Below are 20,102 nucleotides of genomic sequence, written 5' to 3' on the forward strand. Positions count from 1 at the left end.
CATGCTCGCCAAAATCATCGAATGGTCGGCGCGCAACCGTTTCCTGGTGCTGCTCGCCACCCTGTTCGTCATCCTGGCCGGCATCCATGCGCTGCTCAGGACGCCGCTGGATGCACTGCCCGACCTGTCCGACGTGCAGGTGATCGTCTATACCGAATACCCGGGCCAGGCCCCGCAGGTGGTGGAAGACCAGGTGACCTACCCGCTCACCACCGCGATGCTGTCGGTACCGAAATCGAAAGTGGTGCGCGGCTTCTCGTTCTTCGGCGCCTCGTTCGTATATGTGATCTTCGAGGACGGTACCGACATCTACTGGGCACGCTCGCGCGTGCTGGAATACCTGAACAGCATCGCCGGGCGCCTGCCGCAGAACGTCGCGCCGCAGCTGGGGCCGGATGCCAGCGGCGTAGGCTGGGTGTACCAGTACGCCGTGCTCAGCGCGAAGCATGATCTCGCCGAGCTGCGCACGCTGCAGGACTGGTACCTGCGCTATCAACTGACCAAGGCGCACGGCGTGGCCGAAGTCGCCTCCATCGGCGGTTTCGTGCAGCAGTACCAGGTGACGGTGGACCCGGTGAAGCTGCGCGCCTACGGCATCCCGCTCAGCAAGGTCTCGCAGGTGGTCCGCGATTCGAACCGCGATGTCGGCGGACGCACCGTGGAGATGGCCGAGACCGAGTATATGGTGCGCGGCAAGGGATACCTGCACGGCAAGGGCGATATCGAGAACCTGGTGGTGAAGTCGGACCGGGGCACGCCGGTGCTGCTGCGCGACATCGCCCGGGTCGAGCTCGGCCCGGACGAGCGGCGCGGCATCGCCGAACTGAACGGCGACGGCGAAGTGGTATCCGGCATCGCCATGGCGCGCTACGGACAGAACGCGCTGGAGGTGATCCGCGACCTCAAGGACAAGATCGCGGAGATCACGCCCGGTTTGCCGGAGGGCGTCAGCATCCGGGCGGTGTACGACCGCTCCGAACTGATCGAGCGCGCCATCGCCACGCTCAAACATACGCTGTTCGAGGAAGGCCTGATCGTGGCGCTGGTATGCATGGTGTTCCTGATGCATGCGCGCAGCGCGCTGGTGGCCATCGTGATGCTGCCCATCGGCGTGCTGATCGCCTTCATCGCCATGCGCCTGCTGGGCCTGAATTCCAACATCATGAGCCTGGGCGGGATCGCCATTGCGATCGGCGCGATGGTGGATGCGGCGATCGTGATGATCGAGAACGCGCACAAGCATTTGGAGAGACTGGATCAATCAGCAGGTTTTCAAAGAGTGTTCCCTCATCCCCAGCCCTTCCCCCAGAGGGAGAAGGGAGTAGAGCCCCTCGCCCCCCGGGAGAGGGGTTGGGGTGAGGGAACGCCTTTTGACCAACGCGCTGCCGCCATCCTCGCCGCCTGCAAGGAAGTCGGTCCTTCTTTATTTTTCAGTTTGCTGATCATCACCGTCTCCTTCCTGCCGGTGTTCACGCTGGAAGCGCAGGAAGGCCGGCTGTTCGCCCCGCTGGCCTACACCAAGACCTTCGCCATGGCAGGCGCCGCCCTGCTCTCGGTCACGCTGGTACCGGTGCTGATGCTGCTGTTCATCCGCGGGCGCATCCGGCCTGAAGCCGCGAACCCGCTCAACCGCTGGCTGATCGCGGCTTACCGCCCGCTCATCGCAATCGTGCTGCGGCATAAAAAGGCGACGCTTGCCGTCGCCGTGTTCGCCTGCGCCCTGAGCCTGTATCCGGCCATGCAGCTGGGCAGCGAGTTCATGCCGACGCTGAACGAAGGCACCTTGTTCTACATGCCGACCGCATTGCCCGGCCTGTCGGTGACCAAGGCAGCGCAGCTGCTGCAGACGCAGAACAAGATCATCAAGAGTTTCCCCGAGGTCGCCTCGGTATACGGCAAGGCCGGGCGTGCGCAGAGTGCCACCGATCCGGCGCCGCTGGAGATGTTCGAGACGGTGATCAACCTGAAGCCGCAGGATGAATGGCGGCCCGGCATGACCACCGACAAGCTGATCGCCGAGATGGACAAGGCCTTGCAATTCCCCGGCGTGGCGAACTCGTGGACCATGCCGATCAAGGCGCGCATCGACATGCTCTCCACCGGCATCCGCACCCCCATCGGCATCAAGGTGTTCGGCAAGGACCTGGACGAGATGGAACGCCTCGCCCGGCAGATCGAGTCCGTGGTCAGACAGATACCGGGTACCAGCAGCGCCTATGCCGAGCGCATCACCGGCGGGTACTACCTCAACATCGAGCCGGACCGGCTCGCCCTGGCGCGCTACGGGCTGACGGTGGGCGAGGTACAGGACGTGATCGCCACCGCGCTGGGCGGCGAGACCGTCACCACCACGGTGGAGGGACTGGAGCGCTTTGGGGTGGCGGTGCGCTACCCGCGCGACCTGCGCGGCACGCCGGAACAGATCGCGCGCGAAGTGCTGGTGCCCGCAGAAGGCGGCGCCATGATCCCGCTCGGCCAGGTCGCCCGCATCGGCATCAGCAAGGGTGCGGCGGCGATCCGCACCGAGAATGCCCTGCTCTCCGCCTACATCTACGTGGACATCCGCGAGCGCGACATCGGCTCGTACGTGGCCGAAGCGCGCCGTGCCGTCGCCGCCCAGGTGAAGTTCCCGCCCGGCTACTACGCGACCTGGAGCGGACAGTTCGAATATATGGAACGCGCTGCCGCAAAGATGAGGATCGTGATCCCCGTCACGCTGCTGATCATCTTCCTGTTGCTGTACCTCAACTTCAAGCGTGTCGGCGAATCGCTGGTGGTGATGCTGTCGGTGCCGTTCGCACTGGTCGGCGGCGTGTGGCTGCTGTGGCTGCTCGACTACAACCTGAGCGTCGCCGTCGCGGTCGGTTTCATCGCGCTGGCCGGGGTGGCGGCAGAGACCGGCGTGGTGATGCTGATCTACCTGGAGCGTGCCTGGCAGGAGATGCAGGTGCAGTGCAGCGGCGAAGGAAGGACGCCGACCGCGGCCGATCTGCAGGCCGCCATCATGCACGGCGCGGTGGAGCGCGTGCGGCCCAAGATGATGACCGTGGTGGCGATCATGGCCGGGCTGCTGCCCATCCTGTGGGGCACCGGTACCGGCTCGGAAGTGATGCGCCGCATCGCCGCACCGATGGTGGGCGGCATGCTGTCATCGGCGGCGCTGACGCTGCTGGTGATCCCGGCAATCTATGCCTTGCTCAAACAGCATGCGCTGTCTTCTGCCTCGCGGGGTGCGGCAGAGCGGACAGCATCGTCAACCCACCCCGCACAAAAGGAACAGACATGAAGGCAATCCCCGCATTGGCAATCGCACTCCTGGCCGCGGCCGGCTCGGTGCAGGCCGCAAACGAACAATCGGACATGCCGCAACATCCGCTGGCGATGCAGGCGACGGCTGGCCACGAGGGCATCGGCGTGCTCAAGGCCGTGAACGAACAGGCAGGCAAGGTGCAGATTTCGCACGAGCCCCTCGCCGACCTGCAATGGCCGGCGATGACCATGTGGTTTGCATTGCGTGCCCCGCTGCCGCAGGATATCCGGGTCGGCGATGCGATACGCTTTGAACTGCGGCCGGGTGAAAACAAGCAGTGGGTGATCGTCAGGATCGTGCGGAAATGAACCCTGCCGGCAGTCCGGGCTGAAGCCGTCTTGCGGCCGACGCCGCGGCAATCTGCCTGAGCAGGATCACACCACGGCGCCAAAGAGTTTCCCCACGCCGGCGGTCAGCGCCATGGCCAATGCGCCCCAGAACGCGACCCGCAGCGATGCACGCCATACCGGGGCACCGCCCGCACGGGCAGACAGCGCGCCCAGTGCAGCGAGAACAAGCAGCGAGGTGCCGCCCACCACCTGGACCACCATGGATGCCGGTGCCGCCAGCGCTGCCAGCAACGGCAAGGTAGCCCCCACCGTGAAGGTCAGCGCCGAAGTGAAGGCAGCCTGCACCGGATTGGCGCTCGTCGCCTCGCTGATGCCCAGTTCGTCCCGTGCATGAGCGCCCAGGTCGTCGTGCGCCATCAGTTGCTGCGCCACTTTTCCGGCCAGCTCGCGGTCCAGTCCCCGCCTGACATAGATATCGGCCAGCTCCCCATGTTCATGTTCCGGCTGCGCGAGCAGTTCGGCGCGTTCGCGCGCCAGATCGGCTTGTTCGGTGTCCGCCTGGGAGCTGACCGACACATACTCGCCCGCCGCCATCGACATCGCCCCGGCGACCAGTCCGGCCACGCCAGCCAGCATCAACTCGCTGCGCCCCACATCGGCCGCAGCCACGCCGACCATCAGGCTGGCCGTGGAGACGATGCCGTCATTCGCCCCCAAGACGGCGGCACGCAGCCAGCCTGTGCGCTGGTTGCGATGCGTTTCGCGGTGGAGATGACGTGGCATTCTGGTTCCAGTCAAAAAATCGTTCAGCCTCAAGATGACGGCAAGGATTGCTATTCTTCGATCATGCGCTCGATGCGCCGATCCGGGATCAGCCAGATGATGGCAACCAGTACATACAGTGCGTCTGCCAGCCATTGCTCCCAGAAAGCCACCGGGATGGCGATGGCGTATAGCAGTTGCGAGACCTTGCCTTTGCGGTCCCGCTCGACCGCCTTGGCCAGCAGGGACTCCTTGCCGCCGTTCGCCGAGATGATGCAGTACTGCAGGACAAAATAGGCTGCCGCCGCCATGAACAGCACGACCCCGTACAGCGCCGTCGGCAGCGCGGCAAAATGATTCTCGCCCATCCATCCGGTCACGAACGGCACCAGCGACAGCCAGAACAGCAAGTGCAGGTTCGCCCACAGGATGCTGCCATTCACCCGCTTCATGGTGTGCAACATGTGGTGATGGTTGCTCCAGTAGATGCCGATGTAGATGAAGCTGAGGACATAGCTCAGGAAGACCGGCAGCAACGGTTGCAGCGCCGGCCAGTCCGAGCCGTGCGGCACCTTCAGTTCCAGCACCATGATGGTGATGATGATGGCGAGTACGCCATCGCTGAACGCTTCCAGTCTTGCCTTGCCCATGACTTCCCCTTTCTGCAACGTCCTTGAGCGTTTCCCGGCCAGCGCCGCCTGCGCGGCTGGTCACCTGCCTGTTCGCTCCATCCCGCCGGAAATATCAGTGGATATGTGCAGCGCCGGGCGCAGCATGAAGCACGCAGGCATGGCTGGTCGTCCCCTGCTCTACCTGCAGCGTACAGTGCTGGATAGCGAAGCGCTCCTGCAGCGTACAGGCAATGTCGTCCATGAACGCGTCGCCGGGATAGCCTTCCGGCATCACCAGATGGACGGTCAGGGCGCTCTCCGTCGTGCTCATGCCCCAGATATGCAGGTCGTGGATGTCGCTGACGCCGCGACACTGGCGCAGGTAGGTCTCCAGCCCGGGCGCATCGATATGCGCGGGAACGGCATTCATCGCCAGTTGCAGCGACTCGCGCAGCAATCCCCAGGTACCCATCACAATCACCGCCACGATCACCAGGCTGATGACCGGATCCAGCCAGTACCAGCCGGTGAACAGGATCGCCACGCCGGCCACCGCGACGCCGAGCGAAACGGCCGCATCCGCCATCATGTGCAGGTAGGCGCCGCGGACGTTGAGGTCGTCCTTGCTGCCCTTGACGAACAGCCATGCCGAGATGCCGTTGACGAGAATGCCGATGCAGGCCACCAGCGAAACCGTCAGCCCGGCCACCGCATGCGGCTCGGCAAATCGATGCACCGCTTCCCAGGCGATGATCCCGCACGCCACCATCAGGAACATGGCGTTCGCCAGCGCTGCCAGGATCGAGGTGCTGCGCAGGCCGTAGGTGAAACGTCCGCTCGGTGTCCTGCGCGCCAGCATCGCCGCACCCATGGCCAGCAGCAGCCCCAGCACGTCGGAAAGATTGTGCCCGGCGTCGGCCATCAGTGCCGTCGAATTGGCGATCACGCCGTATGCCAGTTCGATCACGACGAATATCATGTTCAAGGCGATGGCGATGGCAAAAGTCCGGCCCTGGGTATTCGGGTCGCCGTGGTGGTGATGGTGGTGATGGCCATCGCCGTGTGCATGTCCGCTGTGATCGTGTGTGTGGTTATGTGCCATCAATCCGTTCTCGAATGAGTATCAAAAAACCTGCGCAACCGGGCGACAGGCATCTACCTGATCTTTTCCACCGCTTCTTCCACCCGCTCCACCGCGATGATCTCCATGCCCTCGATCTTGTGCCTGGGGGCATTGGCCTTGGGGATGACGGCATGGGTAAAGCCCAGCTTGGCGGCTTCCTTCAGGCGCTCCTGGCCGCGCTGCACGGGGCGCACCTCGCCTGCCAGGCCAACCTCGCCGAACACCACCAGCTTTTCCGGCAAGGGACGGTTGCGCAGCGAGGAAACGATGGCGAGCAGCACCGCAAGATCGGCACCGGGCTCCGTGATCTTCACGCCGCCGACCGCATTGATGAACACATCCTGGTCGAAGCAGGCGATGCCGGCATGGCGGTGCAGCACGGCAAGCAGCATCGCCAGCCGGTTCTGTTCCAGGCCCAGCGACAGGCGACGCGGGGTGGGCGAATGCGAGTCGTCGAGCAGCGCCTGTATCTCGACCAGCAGCGGCCGCGTGCCTTCCTGCGTGACCATCACGCAGGAGCCGGGCACCTGCGTACCGTGCTGGGACAGGAACAGCGCAGACGGATTGCTCACTTCGCGCAAGCCCTTCTCGGTCATGGCGAACACGCCGAGCTCGTTCACCGCGCCGAAACGGTTCTTGAACGCGCGGATGAGGCGGAAACTGGAATGGGTGTCGCCCTCGAAATACAGCACGGTATCGACGATATGCTCCAGCACGCGCGGGCCGGCCAGCGCGCCTTCCTTGGTGACATGGCCGACGAGGATCATGGTCACCCCGGCGCTCTTGGCGATGCGGGTGAGCTGCGCCGCACATTCGCGCACCTGCGCCACCGAACCCGGTGCGCTGGTCAACTGTTCGGAATACACGGTCTGGATCGAGTCGATCACTACGACATCGGGCTTCTCGTGCGCGACGGCGGCCTGGATCTTTTCCAGCTGGATCTCCGGCAGCAGGTGCACTTCGCTTGCGTCCAGCGCCAGGCGTTTTGCCCGCAACGCGATCTGCTGTGCCGACTCTTCGCCGCTGACGTAGAGCACTTTCCGGCTCGTCGCCAGGTGCGCCAATGCCTGCAATAGCAAAGTGGACTTGCCGATGCCGGGATCGCCGCCGATCAGCACCACCCCGCCCTCCACCAGCCCGCCGCCCAGCACGCGGTCGAATTCGGCGATGCCGGTCGGCGTGCGCGACACTTCGCTTGCTTCCACCTCGGCCAGCTGCTGCAATTTGCCCGATGCCGCCAGGGCACTGTATCGGTTCTTGCCTGCGGCAGAGGCGGTTTCCGCCACCGCTTCCACCAGCGTGTTCCATTCGCCGCAATTCGGGCATTGGCCTTGCCACTTGGGCGATTGACCGCCGCATTCGGTGCAACTGTAGATCGTTTTTGCTTTTGCCATTGCCGCCCCAGACTCAAGGCCGCAAGGATAACGCAGTTCGCATCAGGTAGAATAGCGACATGCTACGCCTCACCGAAATCCGGCTCCCGCTCGACCACCCCGCAGACGAACTCAGGAACGCGATACTCAAGCGCCTGGGCATCGCCGCTGCCGCATTGCAAGGCTTCACGATCTTCCGGCGCGGCTATGACGCGCGCAAAAGGAACGCCATCGTGCTGGTCTATACCGTCGATGCGGAGGTGGAAAACGAGGGGGCACTGCTGAAGAAGAACATCCCGCATGTCGCCATTGCCCCCGACATGAGCTATCGCTACGTGGCGCAGGCGCCGCAAGGCCTGAGCGAACGCCCCGTGGTCATTGGCACCGGCCCCTGCGGCATCTTCGCCGGACTGCTGCTGGCACAGATGGGCTGCCGCCCGATCATCCTCGAACGCGGCAAGGAAGTGCGCGAGCGCACCAGGGATACCTGGGGCCTGTGGCGCAAGGGCAAGCTCGATCCGGAATCCAACGTGCAGTTCGGCGAAGGCGGCGCCGGCACCTTCTCCGACGGCAAGCTGCACAGCCAGATCAAGGACCCGAAATTCTACGGCCGCAAGGTGCTCACCGAGTTCGTGAAGGCCGGCGCGCCGGAAGAGATCATGTACGTGAGCAAGCCGCATATCGGCACCTTTCGCCTGGTCGGCATGGTGGAAGAGATGCGGCATGAGATGGAAAGGCTGGGGGCGGAGATACGGTTCCAGAGCCGAGTGGAAGATATCGAGATCGACGGCGGCAAAGTGCGCGGCGTGGTGCTGGCGAACGGCGAACGCATCGCCACCAGCCACGTTGTACTTGCCGTCGGCCACAGCGCGCGCGACACCTTCGAGATGCTGCACAAGCGCGGCGTCTACATGGAGGCCAAGCCCTTCTCCATCGGCTTCCGCATCGAACACCCGCAGTCGGTCATCGACCGCGCCCGCCTGGGGCCCAACGCGGGCAATCCGGTGCTGGGCGCAGCGGATTACAAGCTGGTGCATCACGCCGGCAACGGCCGCTCGGTCTACAGCTTCTGCATGTGCCCGGGCGGCACCGTGGTGGCAGCGACTTCCGAGGCAGGCCGCGTGGTGACCAACGGCATGAGCCAGTATTCGCGCAACGAGCGCAATGCGAACAGCGGCATCGTGGTCGGCATCACGCCGGACGATTATCCCGGCGACGTGCTGGCCGGCGTCGAATTCCAGCGCAAATGGGAAGCGCGTGCCTTCGAGCTGGGCGGCAGGAGCTACCATGCGCCGGCGCAGCGCGTCGGTGACTTCCTGGCCGGACGCTCTTCGACGCATCTTGGCGAAGTGCTGCCGTCGTATACCCCCGGCGTGACGCCCACCGACCTCTCCACCGCTTTGCCCGATTACGCCATCGCCGCCATCCGCGAAGCGCTGCCCGCATTCGACAAGCAGATCAAGGGCTTTGCCATGGACGATGCAGTGCTGACCGGCGTGGAGACGCGCACCTCCTCCCCGGTACGCATCAGGCGCGGCGAGGATTTCCAGAGCATCAACACCAGGGGCTTGTATCCGGCCGGCGAAGGTGCCGGTTATGCGGGCGGGATCTTGTCGGCCGCAGTGGATGGCATCGAAGTGGCCGAAGCGGTCGCGCTGGCCATCACGGCGCAGCAAGTCACGCAGGCAACCTGAACGTTCGCAAGCTCTGGCATGTGACAAATTACGCGGATTTTATCTTTAAGACATGCCGACATATTTCATGAAATGGCCTGGCCTCCTGTTGTTCATGGCAACGGCAACGGGCTGCCTCGACGCCCATGCCGACGATGCCAAACATGACGGGTTATGGCGGGGAAATGGCGGGGCGGCCTTTTCCGACTCCTACGGGAACACCCAAAGCTCCAGCCTGACGATCACGGCGGATGCCACGCGGCAGACCGCGGAGGACAAGCTTTCACTCAATGGCCAATACGTCGGCAGTCGCGCCCAGACCACCAGCAATGGCGTGACCAGCACAAGCACGACCGCCAACCAGTGGGAAGCACGTTCCCGTTACGACCATAATATTTCAGAGAAGAATTTCGATTTTGGCGGACTGGATTTCAATCGCGACCAGATTCAGCTGCTCAGCCTGCGCACCGTGGTCAGCGGCGGTCTGGGCCGTCACGTGATCAAGACGGACGAGACGCAGTGGGATGTCCTGGGCGGTCTCTCCTACCGGGCAGACCGCTACAGCAATCCCGGCGTAACCATCAACAACCAGACAACCCAGGGGTTCGATACGACGGAATTCCTGCTGGGCGAGGAATCGACCAACAAACTGACGGAATCCACCACGTTCAAGCAGCATCTGATGTATCGGCCCAACATCAACCGCGACAAGGGCTATCTTGTCACATTCGATTCGACCCTGATGGTCGCGATCAACAAGACACTGAGTTTGCGAGTCTCGCTGCAAGAGCGATTCAACAGCCTGGCCCAGGCGCCGATCAAGAAGAACGACACCCTGTTTTTCACCGGGATCAACGTGAAATTCGGCGAATGACAACCTGCCGGGCTGGTTGAGGCCCTTGCCCGCACGGAATATCCCCCGAACCGGAAAACGGCAGGAATTGTCGTATTGCGATAAATCCGGTTCGCATTTATATTGCATACAACGAGATAGCTCTGCAGTCGCAAAGGCAGGGACAACGAGCAAACAGCACAGAGAGCGCTTCTAGAACAACTGTAGCCTGTTGCAGCATGACAGGCTGCCATCGCGGATGGCACTTACGTGCAGTACTCTTGCAGCCAAAGGGGGTGGTTATGCATCAGCTGGCCAGATCGCTGTTGTTTGTCGCGTGCATGTGGGTGACTGCAGCCACTGCAGCCCAGCCGGACGCAACCAAGCCACTCATCCTCGGCATCCATCCCTATCTGCCCCACGACGAGATCGTTTCCCGCTTCACCCCGTTGGCGAACTACCTGGCCAAGGCTATCGGCCGACCGGTCACGGTCCGCGTCGGCCGGGACTACAACGAACACGTCGAGGCCATAGGCGACGACAACATCGATATCGCCTATATGGGGCCGGCCCCTTATGTGCAAATGGTGGCGAAGTACGGAAGAAAGCCATTATTGGCGCGGCAGGTGATCAATGATAGCCCGTTCCTGAAAGGCGAGATCGTCGTCCGCCAGGACAGCAAACTCGGCTCCCTCAAGGAACTCAAGGGCAGGAATTTCTGCTTTGGCGACAACAATTCCACCATGAGTTCCGTCCTGCCCCGGCGCATGCTTGAGGATGCCGGCGTTCCGCTAACCCGGCTGGGCAGCTACAAGCACCTCGAAGGGCACAAGAATGTCGCGCTGGCAGTGCTGGCCGGCAATTGCGATGCAGGTGCGGTCAAAAGCGAAGTGTTCCAGGAGTTCCAATCCAGGGGATTGCGCGTTCTGGCCGAGATGCCTCCGGTGGCCGATCATGTCTTTGTGGCAAATGCCAAACTGCCTGGGCCGCTGGTGCGCAAGCTGCGCACTGCCATGCTAGCACTGAACACGCAGCCCGAGGGCAAACCGATCTTGAACGGAATCCATCCTGACATGACCGCCCTGGTCGCACCGAAGGATAGTGATTACGACAGCCTGCGCACCTTGCTGAAAATAGCATCCTCCTCCACATCCCGACCACATTGAAACTTCATGAGCATCAAAACATCCTCTGACAAACTGCCCTGGCTGTTTCTTTTTATCTTCCTGATCGTGCTGGGTGCCGTTTCGGCGGTGCTGCTTGGAAACAAATTCAACGAGGATATGAAGCTCGCGCGCACCTCGGCTGCACAACAATTGCAATTGATCACCTCTGTTCTCTCTTCAGAGCTTGAACGCGGTAATTATCAGAATATCTCGGCCCTGTTCAACCAATGGGCCAAGGCGAACGACAACATCGTCCAGCTGCAGCTGGTATCGGCCAACGGTTTCCAGATCGCCAGCTATACGCGGCCGACTGCCGGAAATCACCTCCTTGACCTGGATGCACCGATCTCCTACTCGTACCGCGAAGAAGCGACGTTCCACCTGCGCGTCAACATGGATCCGGCATATCAGCGCCAGGCACGTTTCGCGGCGCAATTCACCGGGATGTTCCTTGCCTTTGCCATACTGACCGCCTTGATCTTGCACTTTGCCATCAGGAGCAAACTGGAATCCGCCAAGGCCAGACGCATCAGCAGGCTGTACAACGCACTGAGCGAGATCAATCAGGCCATCGTGCGCATGGAAACGGAAGATCACCTGTTCCCGCTGGTATGCCGTTGCGCGGTGAAATTTGGCGGCATGAGCATGGCCTGGGTGGGACAGATCGACGAGAAAAGCAAATTGCTGCTTCCCGTGGCCAGCTACGGCAGCGGGCTGGACTACCTCGACGGGCTCACCGTCTCTTCGCTCGCCGATGTACCCGAGGGACGCGGGCCCAGCGGCATCGCTTTCCGAGAGAATCGGCCGGTCATCGTCAATAACTATGCCACCTCTCCGTTCACCGCGCCCTGGAAGAGCCGGGTTGCCGCGAATGACTGGCAATCGACCGCGACCTTCCCGATAGCACGCGGCGGACGGCCGTTTGCCGTACTTACCGTTTACCACCCGGAAATCGATGCCTTTGATCAGGAGGCGATCGCATTGCTGGACGAGATGTCGCGCGACATCTCTTTCTCGCTGGATAATTTCGACCGCGAGGTACAGCGCAAGGCAGCCGAAAAATCCCTGCAGATGGCCGCCTCCATCTACGAGAACAGCAGCGAAGGCATGATGATCACCGATGCGGACAATCTGATCATGGCGGTCAATCCGGCTTTCACCAGGATCACCGGCTATGCGCTTGAGGAAGCGATCGGTAAGAATCCCAGCCTCCTGAAATCCGGCCGGCATGACCATGAGTTCTATCAGGCCATGTGGAGCGAGATCGCAGAGACCGGGAAATGGACAGGCGAGATATGGGACCGGCGCAAGGATGGCGAGGTTTACCCCAAATGGCTGACCATCAATACCATCCTCAATGAAGCAGGGGCGGTACACCATCGGATCGCTTTGTTCACCGACATCTCGCAGAAGAAGCAGACTGAGGAACTGATCTGGCAACAGGCCAACTTCGACCACCTGACCGGCTTGCCCAACTGGCGGATGTTCCACAACCGTCTGGAGCAGGAAATCAAGAAATCCCGCCGGACCGGGTTGCCGCTGGCGGTGATGTTCCTCGATCTCGACCACTTCAAGGAGGTCAACGATACGCTGGGCCACGCCAAAGGCGACATGTTGCTCAACGAGGCGGCCCGGCGACTGGTAGGGTGCGTGCGCGATTCCGACACCGTCGCCCGATTCGGGGGGGATGAGTTTGTGCTCATCCTGGGCGAACTTGGCGATCCGGACAATGTAGAACGCATCAATGAATGCATTTTGCAGAACCTGTCAGCCCCGTTCGAACTGGGCAACGAGTCGGTATACATATCGGTCAGTATCGGCGTCACCATCTATCCCGCCGACGCAACGGAGATCGAGGAGCTGCTGCGGAATGCGGACCAGGCGATGTATGCCGCCAAGAATGCCGGCCGCAACCGTTACAGCTACTACACCCAGGCCATGCAGCTGGTCGCGCAGAACCGCATGAGCCTGTCGAATGACCTGCACCATGCCCTGGCGGAAAAACAGTTCTGGCTCGCCTACCAGCCTATCGTCGAACTCGAGACGGGATCCATTCACAAGATCGAGGCGCTGATCCGCTGGCAACATCCGAAACGGGGCGTTGTCAGCCCGGCCGAATTCATCCCCATCGCGGAACAGACCGGCATGATCACGAAGATCGGCGATTGGGTATTCCGCCAGGCGGCACAGCAAGTAAAACAATGGCAACACCTTTATGGGAAAGATATCCAGATCAGCATCAACAAATCGCCTGTCCAGTTCAGGAGCGACGACAATGTCCACTCGACCTGGTTCGAGTATCTGAAAGAACTGGATTTGCCCGGAAGCAGCATCGTGGTGGAGATCACCGAAGGCCTGCTGATGGAAGCCAAGGATGGCATCGTCAACAAACTGCTCGCCTTCAGGGATAACGGCATCCAGGTAGCGCTGGACGATTTCGGAACGGGATATTCGTCGCTTTCCTACCTGAAGAAGTTCGACATCGATTACATCAAGATCGACCAGTCGTTTGTGCGCAACCTTGCACCCGACTCAAGCGATCTGGCGCTATGCGAAGCCATGGTGATGATGGCCCACAAACTGGGCATCAAGGTGATTGCCGAAGGGGTCGAGACGCAGGAACAATGCGACCTGCTGATCGCAGCGGGGTGCGACTACGGACAGGGCTACCTGTTCTCCAAGCCATTGTCGTCGCAGGATTTCGAAAGCTTCCTCAACCGATCCTGAACAGTCCATCCTGCGCCTTCCCGCCGGCCGGAAAAGATCGATGGGACTGACGGAAGGTCAATGAAATGTCTGGCTGGCCGGCATCGACGCGATGTCGGCGAACACCGCGTTGGCATCCACGCAATCGAAGACATAGCCCTGGTTGCAGAATTCGCAATGCACTTCGACATCGCCCCGTTCGGCCAGGATGGAATCCACCTCTTCCCGGCCAAGCATGCGCAGCATGCGCGCCACGTTCTCGCGTGAGCAGGTGCAGCGGAACACCACCGGCTGCGCATCGAACAACCGTATGTCTTCTTCGTGGTACAGCCGGTGCACCAGCTCGGTCGCAGGCAAGCCCAGCAACTCGTCGGGGCTGAGGGTGGCGGCGATCTGCACTGCACGGCCCCAGGCATCCTCGTCCGGCGACTCCTGCTGTTCGGGAAGCTTCTGCAACAACATGCCTGCAGCATGTTTCCCGTCGGCAGCCAGCCACAAACGCGTTTCCAGCTGTTCCGAACGGGTCATGTAGTTCTGCAGTATTTCCGAGATGCTGTCTCCTTCCAGCGCGATGATGCCCTGGTATGCCTGGTTGCCGTCCTTGGGATCCAGCGTGATGACGAAGCGCCCGTCGCCGCCCACCAGATCCTGCAGCGTGCCATGCGACAGATCGCCCTCCCACTTCGCAGTCGCGCGCAATTCGAGGTCGCCGGTGCATTCCACCACCAGCAACTTCACCCTGCCCTTGCCATGGATCTGCAGCACCATGGAACCGTGCAGCTTGAGCGTCGCCGCCAGCAGTACGGTTGCGGCACACAGCTCGCCCATCAGGTCGCGCAATACGGGAGGATAGTCGTGCCGTTCGATCACGCTCTGCCATGTCGCATCGAGATGCACGATCTCGCCGCGTATCGGCGCATGCTCAAACAGGAAACGTCGCAGGGAATCGAGAGAATTTTTCATGGCCGGGGATGATAACACCGCGATGACCTGCCGCAAAAAGAACAAGGGCAGCCCAGGCTGCCCTTGTCGTTAGCCAACCGGACTGTATCAATCGTAGTCGGGGTAGTTCGGGATGGAGACGGTGTCGCTATCGAAGATGCCCTTGTCTGCCTTGGTGTGGCAGGCATTGCAGTAGCTCAACGACTTCACATCCTTGTTGCCCTTGATCATCTTTTCAGGAATGTCATGGTGCTTGCGCTTGATATAACGCACCTCGGTGATGCGGATCGGCGTTTCATCCTCGGTCGCCACGGCGATCTTGCGCGAACGCTTGTACCAGGACTTTTCTGCGGCATTGTCCATCGCGTAATCATAGATGGTCTTCAGCGTTGCCTTGTCCAGCGTGGCATTCTCGCCGAAATGGTCGCTCAGTGCCTTTTCGTCCAGCAGCTTCGCCCAGGATTTGCTCGGCAGCAGGCCGGGCGGATATGCGTAGTGGCATGAACCGCACTCGTCCGCATATGTCTTGTTGTCGACCGGTTGCACTTCCTTCTGGCGCGAGAAAGTACCCATCCATGCCCAGAAACCTTCTTCTGCCAATGCAGCACCGCTGCTCGTCAGCAGTGCCATCGCCAATAAAGCCGCCTTGAATTTGCTTTGCATTATCATCTCTCCGATCCTTACTTGCTCAACAGGAACTTAAGGACATCGCCTTTTTCCTGCGCCGTACATTCGCGTCCCCAAGCGTCGTTGCAATTACGCTTGAACCATTTTTCGATCTTCTTTGCATCGGTGAAGCGCTCCGGGTTCGCACTGGGAGCCATCGCCTCGATCACCTTGCCCGTCTTGTGGTGCTTGCCGGGCTTGCTCAGGTCGTCGCCATGGCAGGTGGTACAGCTCATCTTCTTGCCGTCTTCTTCCTTGCCCTCTTTGAGCCAGTCCTTCTTGCCGCGCTCGGCATCGAAGCCGGATGCACCTTCGGACTTGTAACGCGCAAACAATTCGTCGGTGGCGGGGGTGGCCGATGCGGCAGTAGCAACCAGCAGCGTTCCGGCCAATATCATCAATGTTCCAAATGGTTTCATCGTCGTCTCCGTTACCAGGTGATCTTGATCGCAGCAACCATCAGCAATGCGCCCAGTTCGGCGATACCCGCATGGCTGACCGGTACGGCAGAGTTCTTCGACTTGTTCACGGCATAAGCCATCATCGCAGCTCCCGTCACACCCAGCAATATGTGCTGATTATCGGGGTCGGCGATGCCGTCTGCCACATGGAAGTCGTCCCAGTGCGTGATCAGGCCGGTGATGATCGCCGCCCCTGCCATTGCCACGGTCGCTTTCGCCAGTTTGGCATGGGTGCCGTTGGTCTGGCGCGGCTGCTGGGCTACCGCGGCGCAATTGGTCTCACATCCTTCGCCGGGCGCGGTCAGCGCAGTCATGCCGGCCAGCACGATGGTGCCCAGGCCCAGATACTGGTGCACCTTGGCCCCCGTGATCAGCGGCGGTTCGAAGCTGGAATTCTTCACCACGGACGCACTGTTCGATTTGCCACCCAGCACTTCCTGGTCGTTTGCGGCAAGCTTGAACGAATCGTAATCCTTGATATATGCATCGGACACGCGCGGCAGCTCGAATGCCGCATCCTGCGCGAATGCCGTACCAGATAGCGCCACCAGGCACATCACGGCAGCATTCATGAACTTGATACCTTTCATTTAACACTCCTCATTTATCGTTTTGACTAGTGGAACTGGTTAGCGATAGAGACTTCTTCTTCCCGGTGAGCATCGCCCTCACAAGGTTCTCATTGTGCTGGATGCTGCCCACTGCAACGCCAAGGACGTGCAGCAGAACGAGCACCAAGCCAACGTTAGGAAGGATTTCATGCAGATGGCGGGACGCATAGCTGGTTTCATCGCTCACAAGGTTCGCCAGAAATGCCAGCGGCCCCCCGAAGTCGATCGTCCCCAGCGTCAGCAATCCCGATGCAAAGATCAGCGCGAGCAGCCCGATCAGGGCGAACACCATCAATGCCCCAGCCGGGTTATGCCCGTAATAATGTTTCGGATGTCCCTTGAACATCGCCCGCGCGTAAGCGAGCACCTCACCCAGCGGGAATATGAAGGAACGGAAACGGGCATATTCGCTGCCCTTGAATCCCCAATAGACCCGCGCAGCCAGCAATACGCACAGGGCATAGCCGACGAACTCATGGATCGCGGCTGCATGCATTTCGCCGGAAATGAAAGCCGTCACGCAACCCAATACCATGGACCAATGGAAGCAGCGGATGAACAGATCCCACACTTTGACCGTTGCGGCTTCCTCGTTCCGGGCATGGTTTGTATTCACTTGCTGCATAAGCCACCTGAAAATTGATAAACAAATGACCTGCCCCAGTCTGTCATGCGCGCCTCCGAGATGCTGCGCTGCGCGCCCCAGCCAAGGTAGATTAAATTAATTCGATTGATTAAAGCAGGTTATATCCAAAGAACCGTACTGACCTGAACGGAATTTTACCTGAAATTTAACATTTTCAAAGTTGCAGTGTTGTATTTCTGCACCATGCCGATACGCATCGACAACCACCATCAAACCTCCGCCGTTGCTGGCTTGCAGAACAATGCCAGCGCAGCGAGCACGCAAAAAACCATGCCAGCATAAAAGGTAAACGAGGCTCCCAGTCGATCCCATAACAGTCCCGCCAGCACGCTGGCGACCAGCATCGCCAAGCCGCTCATCAGGTTGAAGAAACCATAAGCCGTGCCGCGCAGATCGGCAGGCGTCGCATCGGCCACCATGCGCGCCAGCAACCCCTGCGTGATGCCAAGGTGCACGCCCCACAGGGCAACGCCGGCCAGCACTGTCACCCAATGGTCGTTGGCCGCCAATATCAGATCGGCCGCACTCAGCACCGCCAGGCCCAGCGCCAACAACCTGGTGTGGCTCATGCTGTCGGAAAGTTTGCCGAACGGGTAAGCGGAGGCCGCGTAGATCACGTTCATCGCCACCATCACCAGCGGCACCAGCGCCACGGGAATCCCTCCCTGCGCGGCACGCAGCACCAGAAACGCTTCGCTGAACCGCGCCAGGGTGAAAACCGCTCCAATGCCAACCAGCCACCAATAGGCGCTACCGAGGCGCCGCAGATTATCGCGGCTGATCGGATTGCTCGGCTGGTGCAACTCCGTCCGCTCCGGCTCATGCACACCGAACAGCAGCAGTGCCACCGCCAGCAATCCCGGAATCACCGCCACCCAGAACACGGCACGGAAATCGTTGGCCCACAGCAGCATCAAGCCGACGCCCAGCAACGGGCCGAGGAAGGCCCCGACCGTATCCAGCGATTGGCGCAGGCCGAATGCCGCACCGCGTATCCCGGCAGGCGCAATCTGCGCGATCAAGGCATCGCGCGGCGCCCCGCGCACTCCCTTGCCGACGCGGTCGATGAACCGCGCCGTCAGCACCGTGCCCACTCCCGAAGCCAATGCGAACATCGGCTTGGTCAAGGCGCCCATGGCATAGCCGATCAAGGCCAGCTCCTTGCGCTTGCCGAGATAATCGCTCAATGCCCCCGAGAACACCTTGACCAGCAACGCCGTGGCTTCGGCAATGCCCTCGATCATGCCGACTGTCAACGCGCTCGCCCCCAGCACCGTGACCATGAACAAAGGCAGCAGGCTGTGGATCATTTCCGAAGAGACATCCATCAGCAGGCTGACGAAGCCCAGCATCCAGACGCCCCTGGGTATCCTGGCGAGGGACTCTTTAGCGATGTTGCCCATTACGCATCCCCGGCAATATCCGTGCGCCCGGAACTGGCCGAAGGATGAGGGTGCCTCGCCAGGAACCTGTCCAGCTGGTTCGCGAACGCCTGTCGGTCGTTCTGACTCAGCGACGGGGGGCCGCCGGTTTCCACGCCGCTGCTGCGCAAACCGTCCATGAAGTTGCGCATGGTCAGCCGTTCCTGGATGGTATCCCGGGTATACAGCTCGCCGCGCGGGTTCAGTGCATGCCCTCCCCGTTTGATCACGTCAGCGGCAAGCGGGATATCGGCCGTGACCACCAGATCGCCAGGCTCGACCAGTTGCGCGATCTTGTTGTCGGCCACATCAAAACCCGCCGGCACCTGCATGGCACGGATATGCTTCGACGGCGGGCAATACAGCAACTTGTTCGCCACCAGCGTCAACTGGATCTGCCGCCGATCCGCCGCACGGAACAGGATTTCCTTGACCACCTTCGGACACGCATCGGCATCCACCCAAATCTGCATTGTTTGTTCCTTGCTGCGCTAGTTGCGCCTGGCTGCCAGGCGATAGAAAACATACGGTGCGACCGCCACCCAAAGCAGGATCGACGGCCACAGACGTCCGCTCATTACATCATAGTTCGCCAGCAATTCCGGCCAGGGATGCCCCGCAGCGTAATGAAAGAACAGGAACTCGAACCCCGCTGTCAGCACCATCCAGAACAGCCCGGCGAGCCATGCCTGCTTCGCAGAAACGAACGGCCAGCGCCGCACGTACAGGTAGATCACCGCACCCAGCAGCAGGATGCCGCTCAAGCAGGAAAGCTGGTCTGCCAGCAATGCGGGAAGCCGCCTGCCATAAGTGAGGTCGCGCAATGCGCCATTGACCGTGGCGACCGCCAGCATCGCGAACCACGCGGCCAGATAACGCACGTTCAGGCCATCCTGGAAGGCAGTTTGATCGTATCGCCCGCCACCATGAACACGCCCCTGCCCTGGTGATGCAGCGTACGCGAGTTCTTCCGGGCGGGATCGATCCAGGCCTTGACCACTTCCAGCACGAAGAAATTGTACTTGTTCACCATCCGCGCATCGACCACCCTGCATTCGAGATTGGCGAAACATTCGTCGATCAGCGGTACGGCCACTTCGGCCGCAGGCATCGCCGTCAGCTTGAACTTGCTGAACTTGTCCACCTTGCTGCCCGAACAGTTGCCCACGCCCACCACCTGCTTCGCCAGCTCCACCGACGGGATGTTGAGCACGCACTCCTTCGTCGCCACCAGCGCGTCGAAGCTGTGGTTGCGCCCGCTGATCACGCATCCCACCAGCGGCGGCACGAACTCCATCATCGTGTGCCACGACTGGGCCATGATGTTCGCCTTGCCCCTGTGTGCGGTCGTCATCATCACCACCGGCCCGGTTTCCAGCAAGCCGTAGGCCTTGGACAACGGAAAGATTTTTTTAGCCATTTCAACACTCCTTTCATTGAAGGAATAGCGAAATTCCCGCTTGTCGAACTTGCCCATCGCGTAAAATCCTCGCCGCACTATAACGCCGT

At 61.1% G+C, this 20,102-nt stretch carries 19 protein-coding genes; 6 read left to right on the forward strand and 13 right to left on the reverse strand.

The annotated features are described in order from the left end of the window. Position 1: 1 nt before the first annotated feature. Positions 2–3,286 (forward strand): efflux RND transporter permease subunit, encoded by a 3,285-nt coding sequence (locus L6418_RS08015; RefSeq protein WP_237246400.1) that lies wholly within the window; start codon positions 2–4, stop codon positions 3,284–3,286. After that, a complete protein-coding gene (locus L6418_RS08020; protein ID WP_237246401.1) occupies positions 3,283–3,618 on the forward strand; it encodes a copper-binding protein in 336 nt (111 codons plus the stop codon). Before L6418_RS08015 ends, L6418_RS08020 begins: the two co-directional genes overlap by 4 nt. 66 nt (positions 3,619–3,684) lie before the next feature. On the opposite strand, the gene L6418_RS08025 is transcribed toward L6418_RS08020, so the two are convergent. From L6418_RS08025 to radA, 4 genes are all read right to left on the reverse strand, one after another. Further along, on the reverse strand, positions 3,685–4,383 hold the full coding sequence (locus L6418_RS08025) for a VIT family protein (protein ID WP_237246402.1): 699 nt from the start codon (positions 4,381–4,383) through the stop codon (positions 3,685–3,687). A 50-nt stretch (positions 4,384–4,433) separates the two neighbouring features. Continuing rightward, positions 4,434–5,012, reverse strand: a complete 579-nt coding sequence (locus L6418_RS08030) for a TMEM175 family protein (RefSeq protein WP_237246403.1) — start codon at positions 5,010–5,012, stop codon at positions 4,434–4,436. 94 nt (positions 5,013–5,106) lie between these two features. Continuing rightward, positions 5,107–6,075 (reverse strand): cation diffusion facilitator family transporter, encoded by a 969-nt coding sequence (locus L6418_RS08035; RefSeq protein ID WP_237246404.1) that lies wholly within the window; start codon positions 6,073–6,075, stop codon positions 5,107–5,109. Positions 6,076–6,128: 53 nt separating this feature from the next. Then, positions 6,129–7,490 carry a DNA repair protein RadA gene (gene radA, locus L6418_RS08040; RefSeq protein ID WP_237246405.1) on the reverse strand — a complete coding sequence of 454 codons (1,362 nt, stop codon included), beginning with the start codon at positions 7,488–7,490 and terminating at the stop codon, positions 6,129–6,131. Between the two features lie 59 nt (positions 7,491–7,549). Here radA and L6418_RS08045 point away from each other — a divergent pair, with 59 nt between their 5' ends. From L6418_RS08045 to L6418_RS08060, 4 genes are all read left to right on the forward strand, one after another. Next, positions 7,550–9,163: an NAD(P)/FAD-dependent oxidoreductase gene (locus L6418_RS08045; protein ID WP_237246406.1), complete on the forward strand. Its 1,614-nt coding sequence runs from the start codon at positions 7,550–7,552 to the stop codon at positions 9,161–9,163. A 67-nt stretch (positions 9,164–9,230) separates the two neighbouring features. Continuing rightward, positions 9,231–10,016, forward strand: a complete 786-nt coding sequence (locus tag L6418_RS08050; protein ID WP_237246407.1) for a YdiY family protein — start codon at positions 9,231–9,233, stop codon at positions 10,014–10,016. Positions 10,017–10,276: 260 nt separating this feature from the next. Beyond that, on the forward strand, positions 10,277–11,140 hold the full coding sequence (gene phnD, locus L6418_RS08055; protein WP_237246408.1) for a phosphate/phosphite/phosphonate ABC transporter substrate-binding protein: 864 nt from the start codon (positions 10,277–10,279) through the stop codon (positions 11,138–11,140). Between the two features lie 6 nt (positions 11,141–11,146). Beyond that, complete coding sequence (locus tag L6418_RS08060) at positions 11,147–13,867, forward strand: EAL domain-containing protein (RefSeq protein WP_237246409.1); 2,721 nt, start codon at positions 11,147–11,149, stop codon at positions 13,865–13,867. Positions 13,868–13,924: 57 nt separating this feature from the next. Here the strand turns inward: L6418_RS08060 and hslO are convergent, their stop codons facing one another. The 9 genes from hslO to L6418_RS08105 all read right to left on the reverse strand — a co-directional run bounded on the left by hslO (position 13,925) and on the right by L6418_RS08105 (position 20,013). Beyond that, positions 13,925–14,809, reverse strand: a complete 885-nt coding sequence (gene hslO, locus L6418_RS08065) for an Hsp33 family molecular chaperone HslO (protein WP_237246410.1) — start codon at positions 14,807–14,809, stop codon at positions 13,925–13,927. Between the two features lie 87 nt (positions 14,810–14,896). Then, positions 14,897–15,451, reverse strand: a complete 555-nt coding sequence (locus L6418_RS08070; RefSeq protein WP_237246411.1) for a diheme cytochrome c — start codon at positions 15,449–15,451, stop codon at positions 14,897–14,899. A 17-nt stretch (positions 15,452–15,468) separates the two neighbouring features. Next, positions 15,469–15,873, reverse strand: coding sequence for a DUF1924 domain-containing protein (locus tag L6418_RS08075; RefSeq protein ID WP_237246412.1), 405 nt, complete (start codon positions 15,871–15,873; stop codon positions 15,469–15,471). Positions 15,874–15,884: 11 nt separating this feature from the next. After that, on the reverse strand, positions 15,885–16,505 hold the full coding sequence (locus L6418_RS08080; protein WP_237246413.1) for a hypothetical protein: 621 nt from the start codon (positions 16,503–16,505) through the stop codon (positions 15,885–15,887). Between the two features lie 10 nt (positions 16,506–16,515). Then, positions 16,516–17,151, reverse strand: a complete 636-nt coding sequence (locus L6418_RS08085; RefSeq protein ID WP_237246414.1) for a cytochrome b/b6 domain-containing protein — start codon at positions 17,149–17,151, stop codon at positions 16,516–16,518. Between the two features lie 230 nt (positions 17,152–17,381). After that, positions 17,382–18,575, reverse strand: coding sequence for an MFS transporter (locus tag L6418_RS08090; RefSeq protein ID WP_237246415.1), 1,194 nt, complete (start codon positions 18,573–18,575; stop codon positions 17,382–17,384). After that, positions 18,575–19,066 (reverse strand): YaiI/YqxD family protein, encoded by a 492-nt coding sequence (locus tag L6418_RS08095; protein WP_237246416.1) that lies wholly within the window; start codon positions 19,064–19,066, stop codon positions 18,575–18,577. Before L6418_RS08095 ends, L6418_RS08090 begins: the two co-directional genes overlap by 1 nt. A gap of 18 nt (positions 19,067–19,084) precedes the next feature. After that, entirely contained in the window at positions 19,085–19,474 is a 390-nt protein-coding gene (locus L6418_RS08100) for a hypothetical protein (protein ID WP_237246417.1), read from the reverse strand. Between the two features lie 2 nt (positions 19,475–19,476). Beyond that, positions 19,477–20,013 (reverse strand): flavin reductase family protein, encoded by a 537-nt coding sequence (locus L6418_RS08105; RefSeq protein ID WP_237246418.1) that lies wholly within the window; start codon positions 20,011–20,013, stop codon positions 19,477–19,479. Positions 20,014–20,102 lie beyond the last annotated feature (89 nt).

Origin of the sequence: Sideroxyarcus emersonii (assembly GCF_021654335.1) — a bacterium.
In the GTDB taxonomy this organism is placed as follows: domain Bacteria; phylum Pseudomonadota; class Gammaproteobacteria; order Burkholderiales; family Gallionellaceae; genus Sideroxyarcus; species Sideroxyarcus emersonii.

What these genes read in the sequence shown, in the direction of transcription:
- L6418_RS08015 (WP_237246400.1), top strand. Translation starts at nt 2, where the DNA reads ATGCTCGCCAAAATCATCGAATGGTCGGCGCGCAACCGTTTCCTGGTG.
- L6418_RS08020 (WP_237246401.1), top strand. Translation starts at nt 3,283, where the DNA reads ATGAAGGCAATCCCCGCATTGGCAATCGCACTCCTGGCCGCGGCCGGC.
- L6418_RS08025 (WP_237246402.1), bottom strand. Translation starts at nt 4,383, where the DNA reads ATGCCACGTCATCTCCACCGCGAAACGCATCGCAACCAGCGCACAGGC.
- L6418_RS08030 (WP_237246403.1), bottom strand. Translation starts at nt 5,012, where the DNA reads ATGGGCAAGGCAAGACTGGAAGCGTTCAGCGATGGCGTACTCGCCATC.
- L6418_RS08035 (WP_237246404.1), bottom strand. Translation starts at nt 6,075, where the DNA reads ATGGCACATAACCACACACACGATCACAGCGGACATGCACACGGCGAT.
- radA (WP_237246405.1), bottom strand. Translation starts at nt 7,490, where the DNA reads ATGGCAAAAGCAAAAACGATCTACAGTTGCACCGAATGCGGCGGTCAA.
- L6418_RS08045 (WP_237246406.1), top strand. Translation starts at nt 7,550, where the DNA reads ATGCTACGCCTCACCGAAATCCGGCTCCCGCTCGACCACCCCGCAGAC.
- L6418_RS08050 (WP_237246407.1), top strand. Translation starts at nt 9,231, where the DNA reads ATGAAATGGCCTGGCCTCCTGTTGTTCATGGCAACGGCAACGGGCTGC.
- phnD (WP_237246408.1), top strand. Translation starts at nt 10,277, where the DNA reads ATGCATCAGCTGGCCAGATCGCTGTTGTTTGTCGCGTGCATGTGGGTG.
- L6418_RS08060 (WP_237246409.1), top strand. Translation starts at nt 11,147, where the DNA reads ATGAGCATCAAAACATCCTCTGACAAACTGCCCTGGCTGTTTCTTTTT.
- hslO (WP_237246410.1), bottom strand. Translation starts at nt 14,809, where the DNA reads ATGAAAAATTCTCTCGATTCCCTGCGACGTTTCCTGTTTGAGCATGCG.
- L6418_RS08070 (WP_237246411.1), bottom strand. Translation starts at nt 15,451, where the DNA reads ATGCAAAGCAAATTCAAGGCGGCTTTATTGGCGATGGCACTGCTGACG.
- L6418_RS08075 (WP_237246412.1), bottom strand. Translation starts at nt 15,873, where the DNA reads ATGAAACCATTTGGAACATTGATGATATTGGCCGGAACGCTGCTGGTT.
- L6418_RS08080 (WP_237246413.1), bottom strand. Translation starts at nt 16,505, where the DNA reads ATGAAAGGTATCAAGTTCATGAATGCTGCCGTGATGTGCCTGGTGGCG.
- L6418_RS08085 (WP_237246414.1), bottom strand. Translation starts at nt 17,151, where the DNA reads ATGCAGCAAGTGAATACAAACCATGCCCGGAACGAGGAAGCCGCAACG.
- L6418_RS08090 (WP_237246415.1), bottom strand. Translation starts at nt 18,575, where the DNA reads ATGGGCAACATCGCTAAAGAGTCCCTCGCCAGGATACCCAGGGGCGTC.
- L6418_RS08095 (WP_237246416.1), bottom strand. Translation starts at nt 19,066, where the DNA reads ATGCAGATTTGGGTGGATGCCGATGCGTGTCCGAAGGTGGTCAAGGAA.
- L6418_RS08105 (WP_237246418.1), bottom strand. Translation starts at nt 20,013, where the DNA reads ATGGCTAAAAAAATCTTTCCGTTGTCCAAGGCCTACGGCTTGCTGGAA.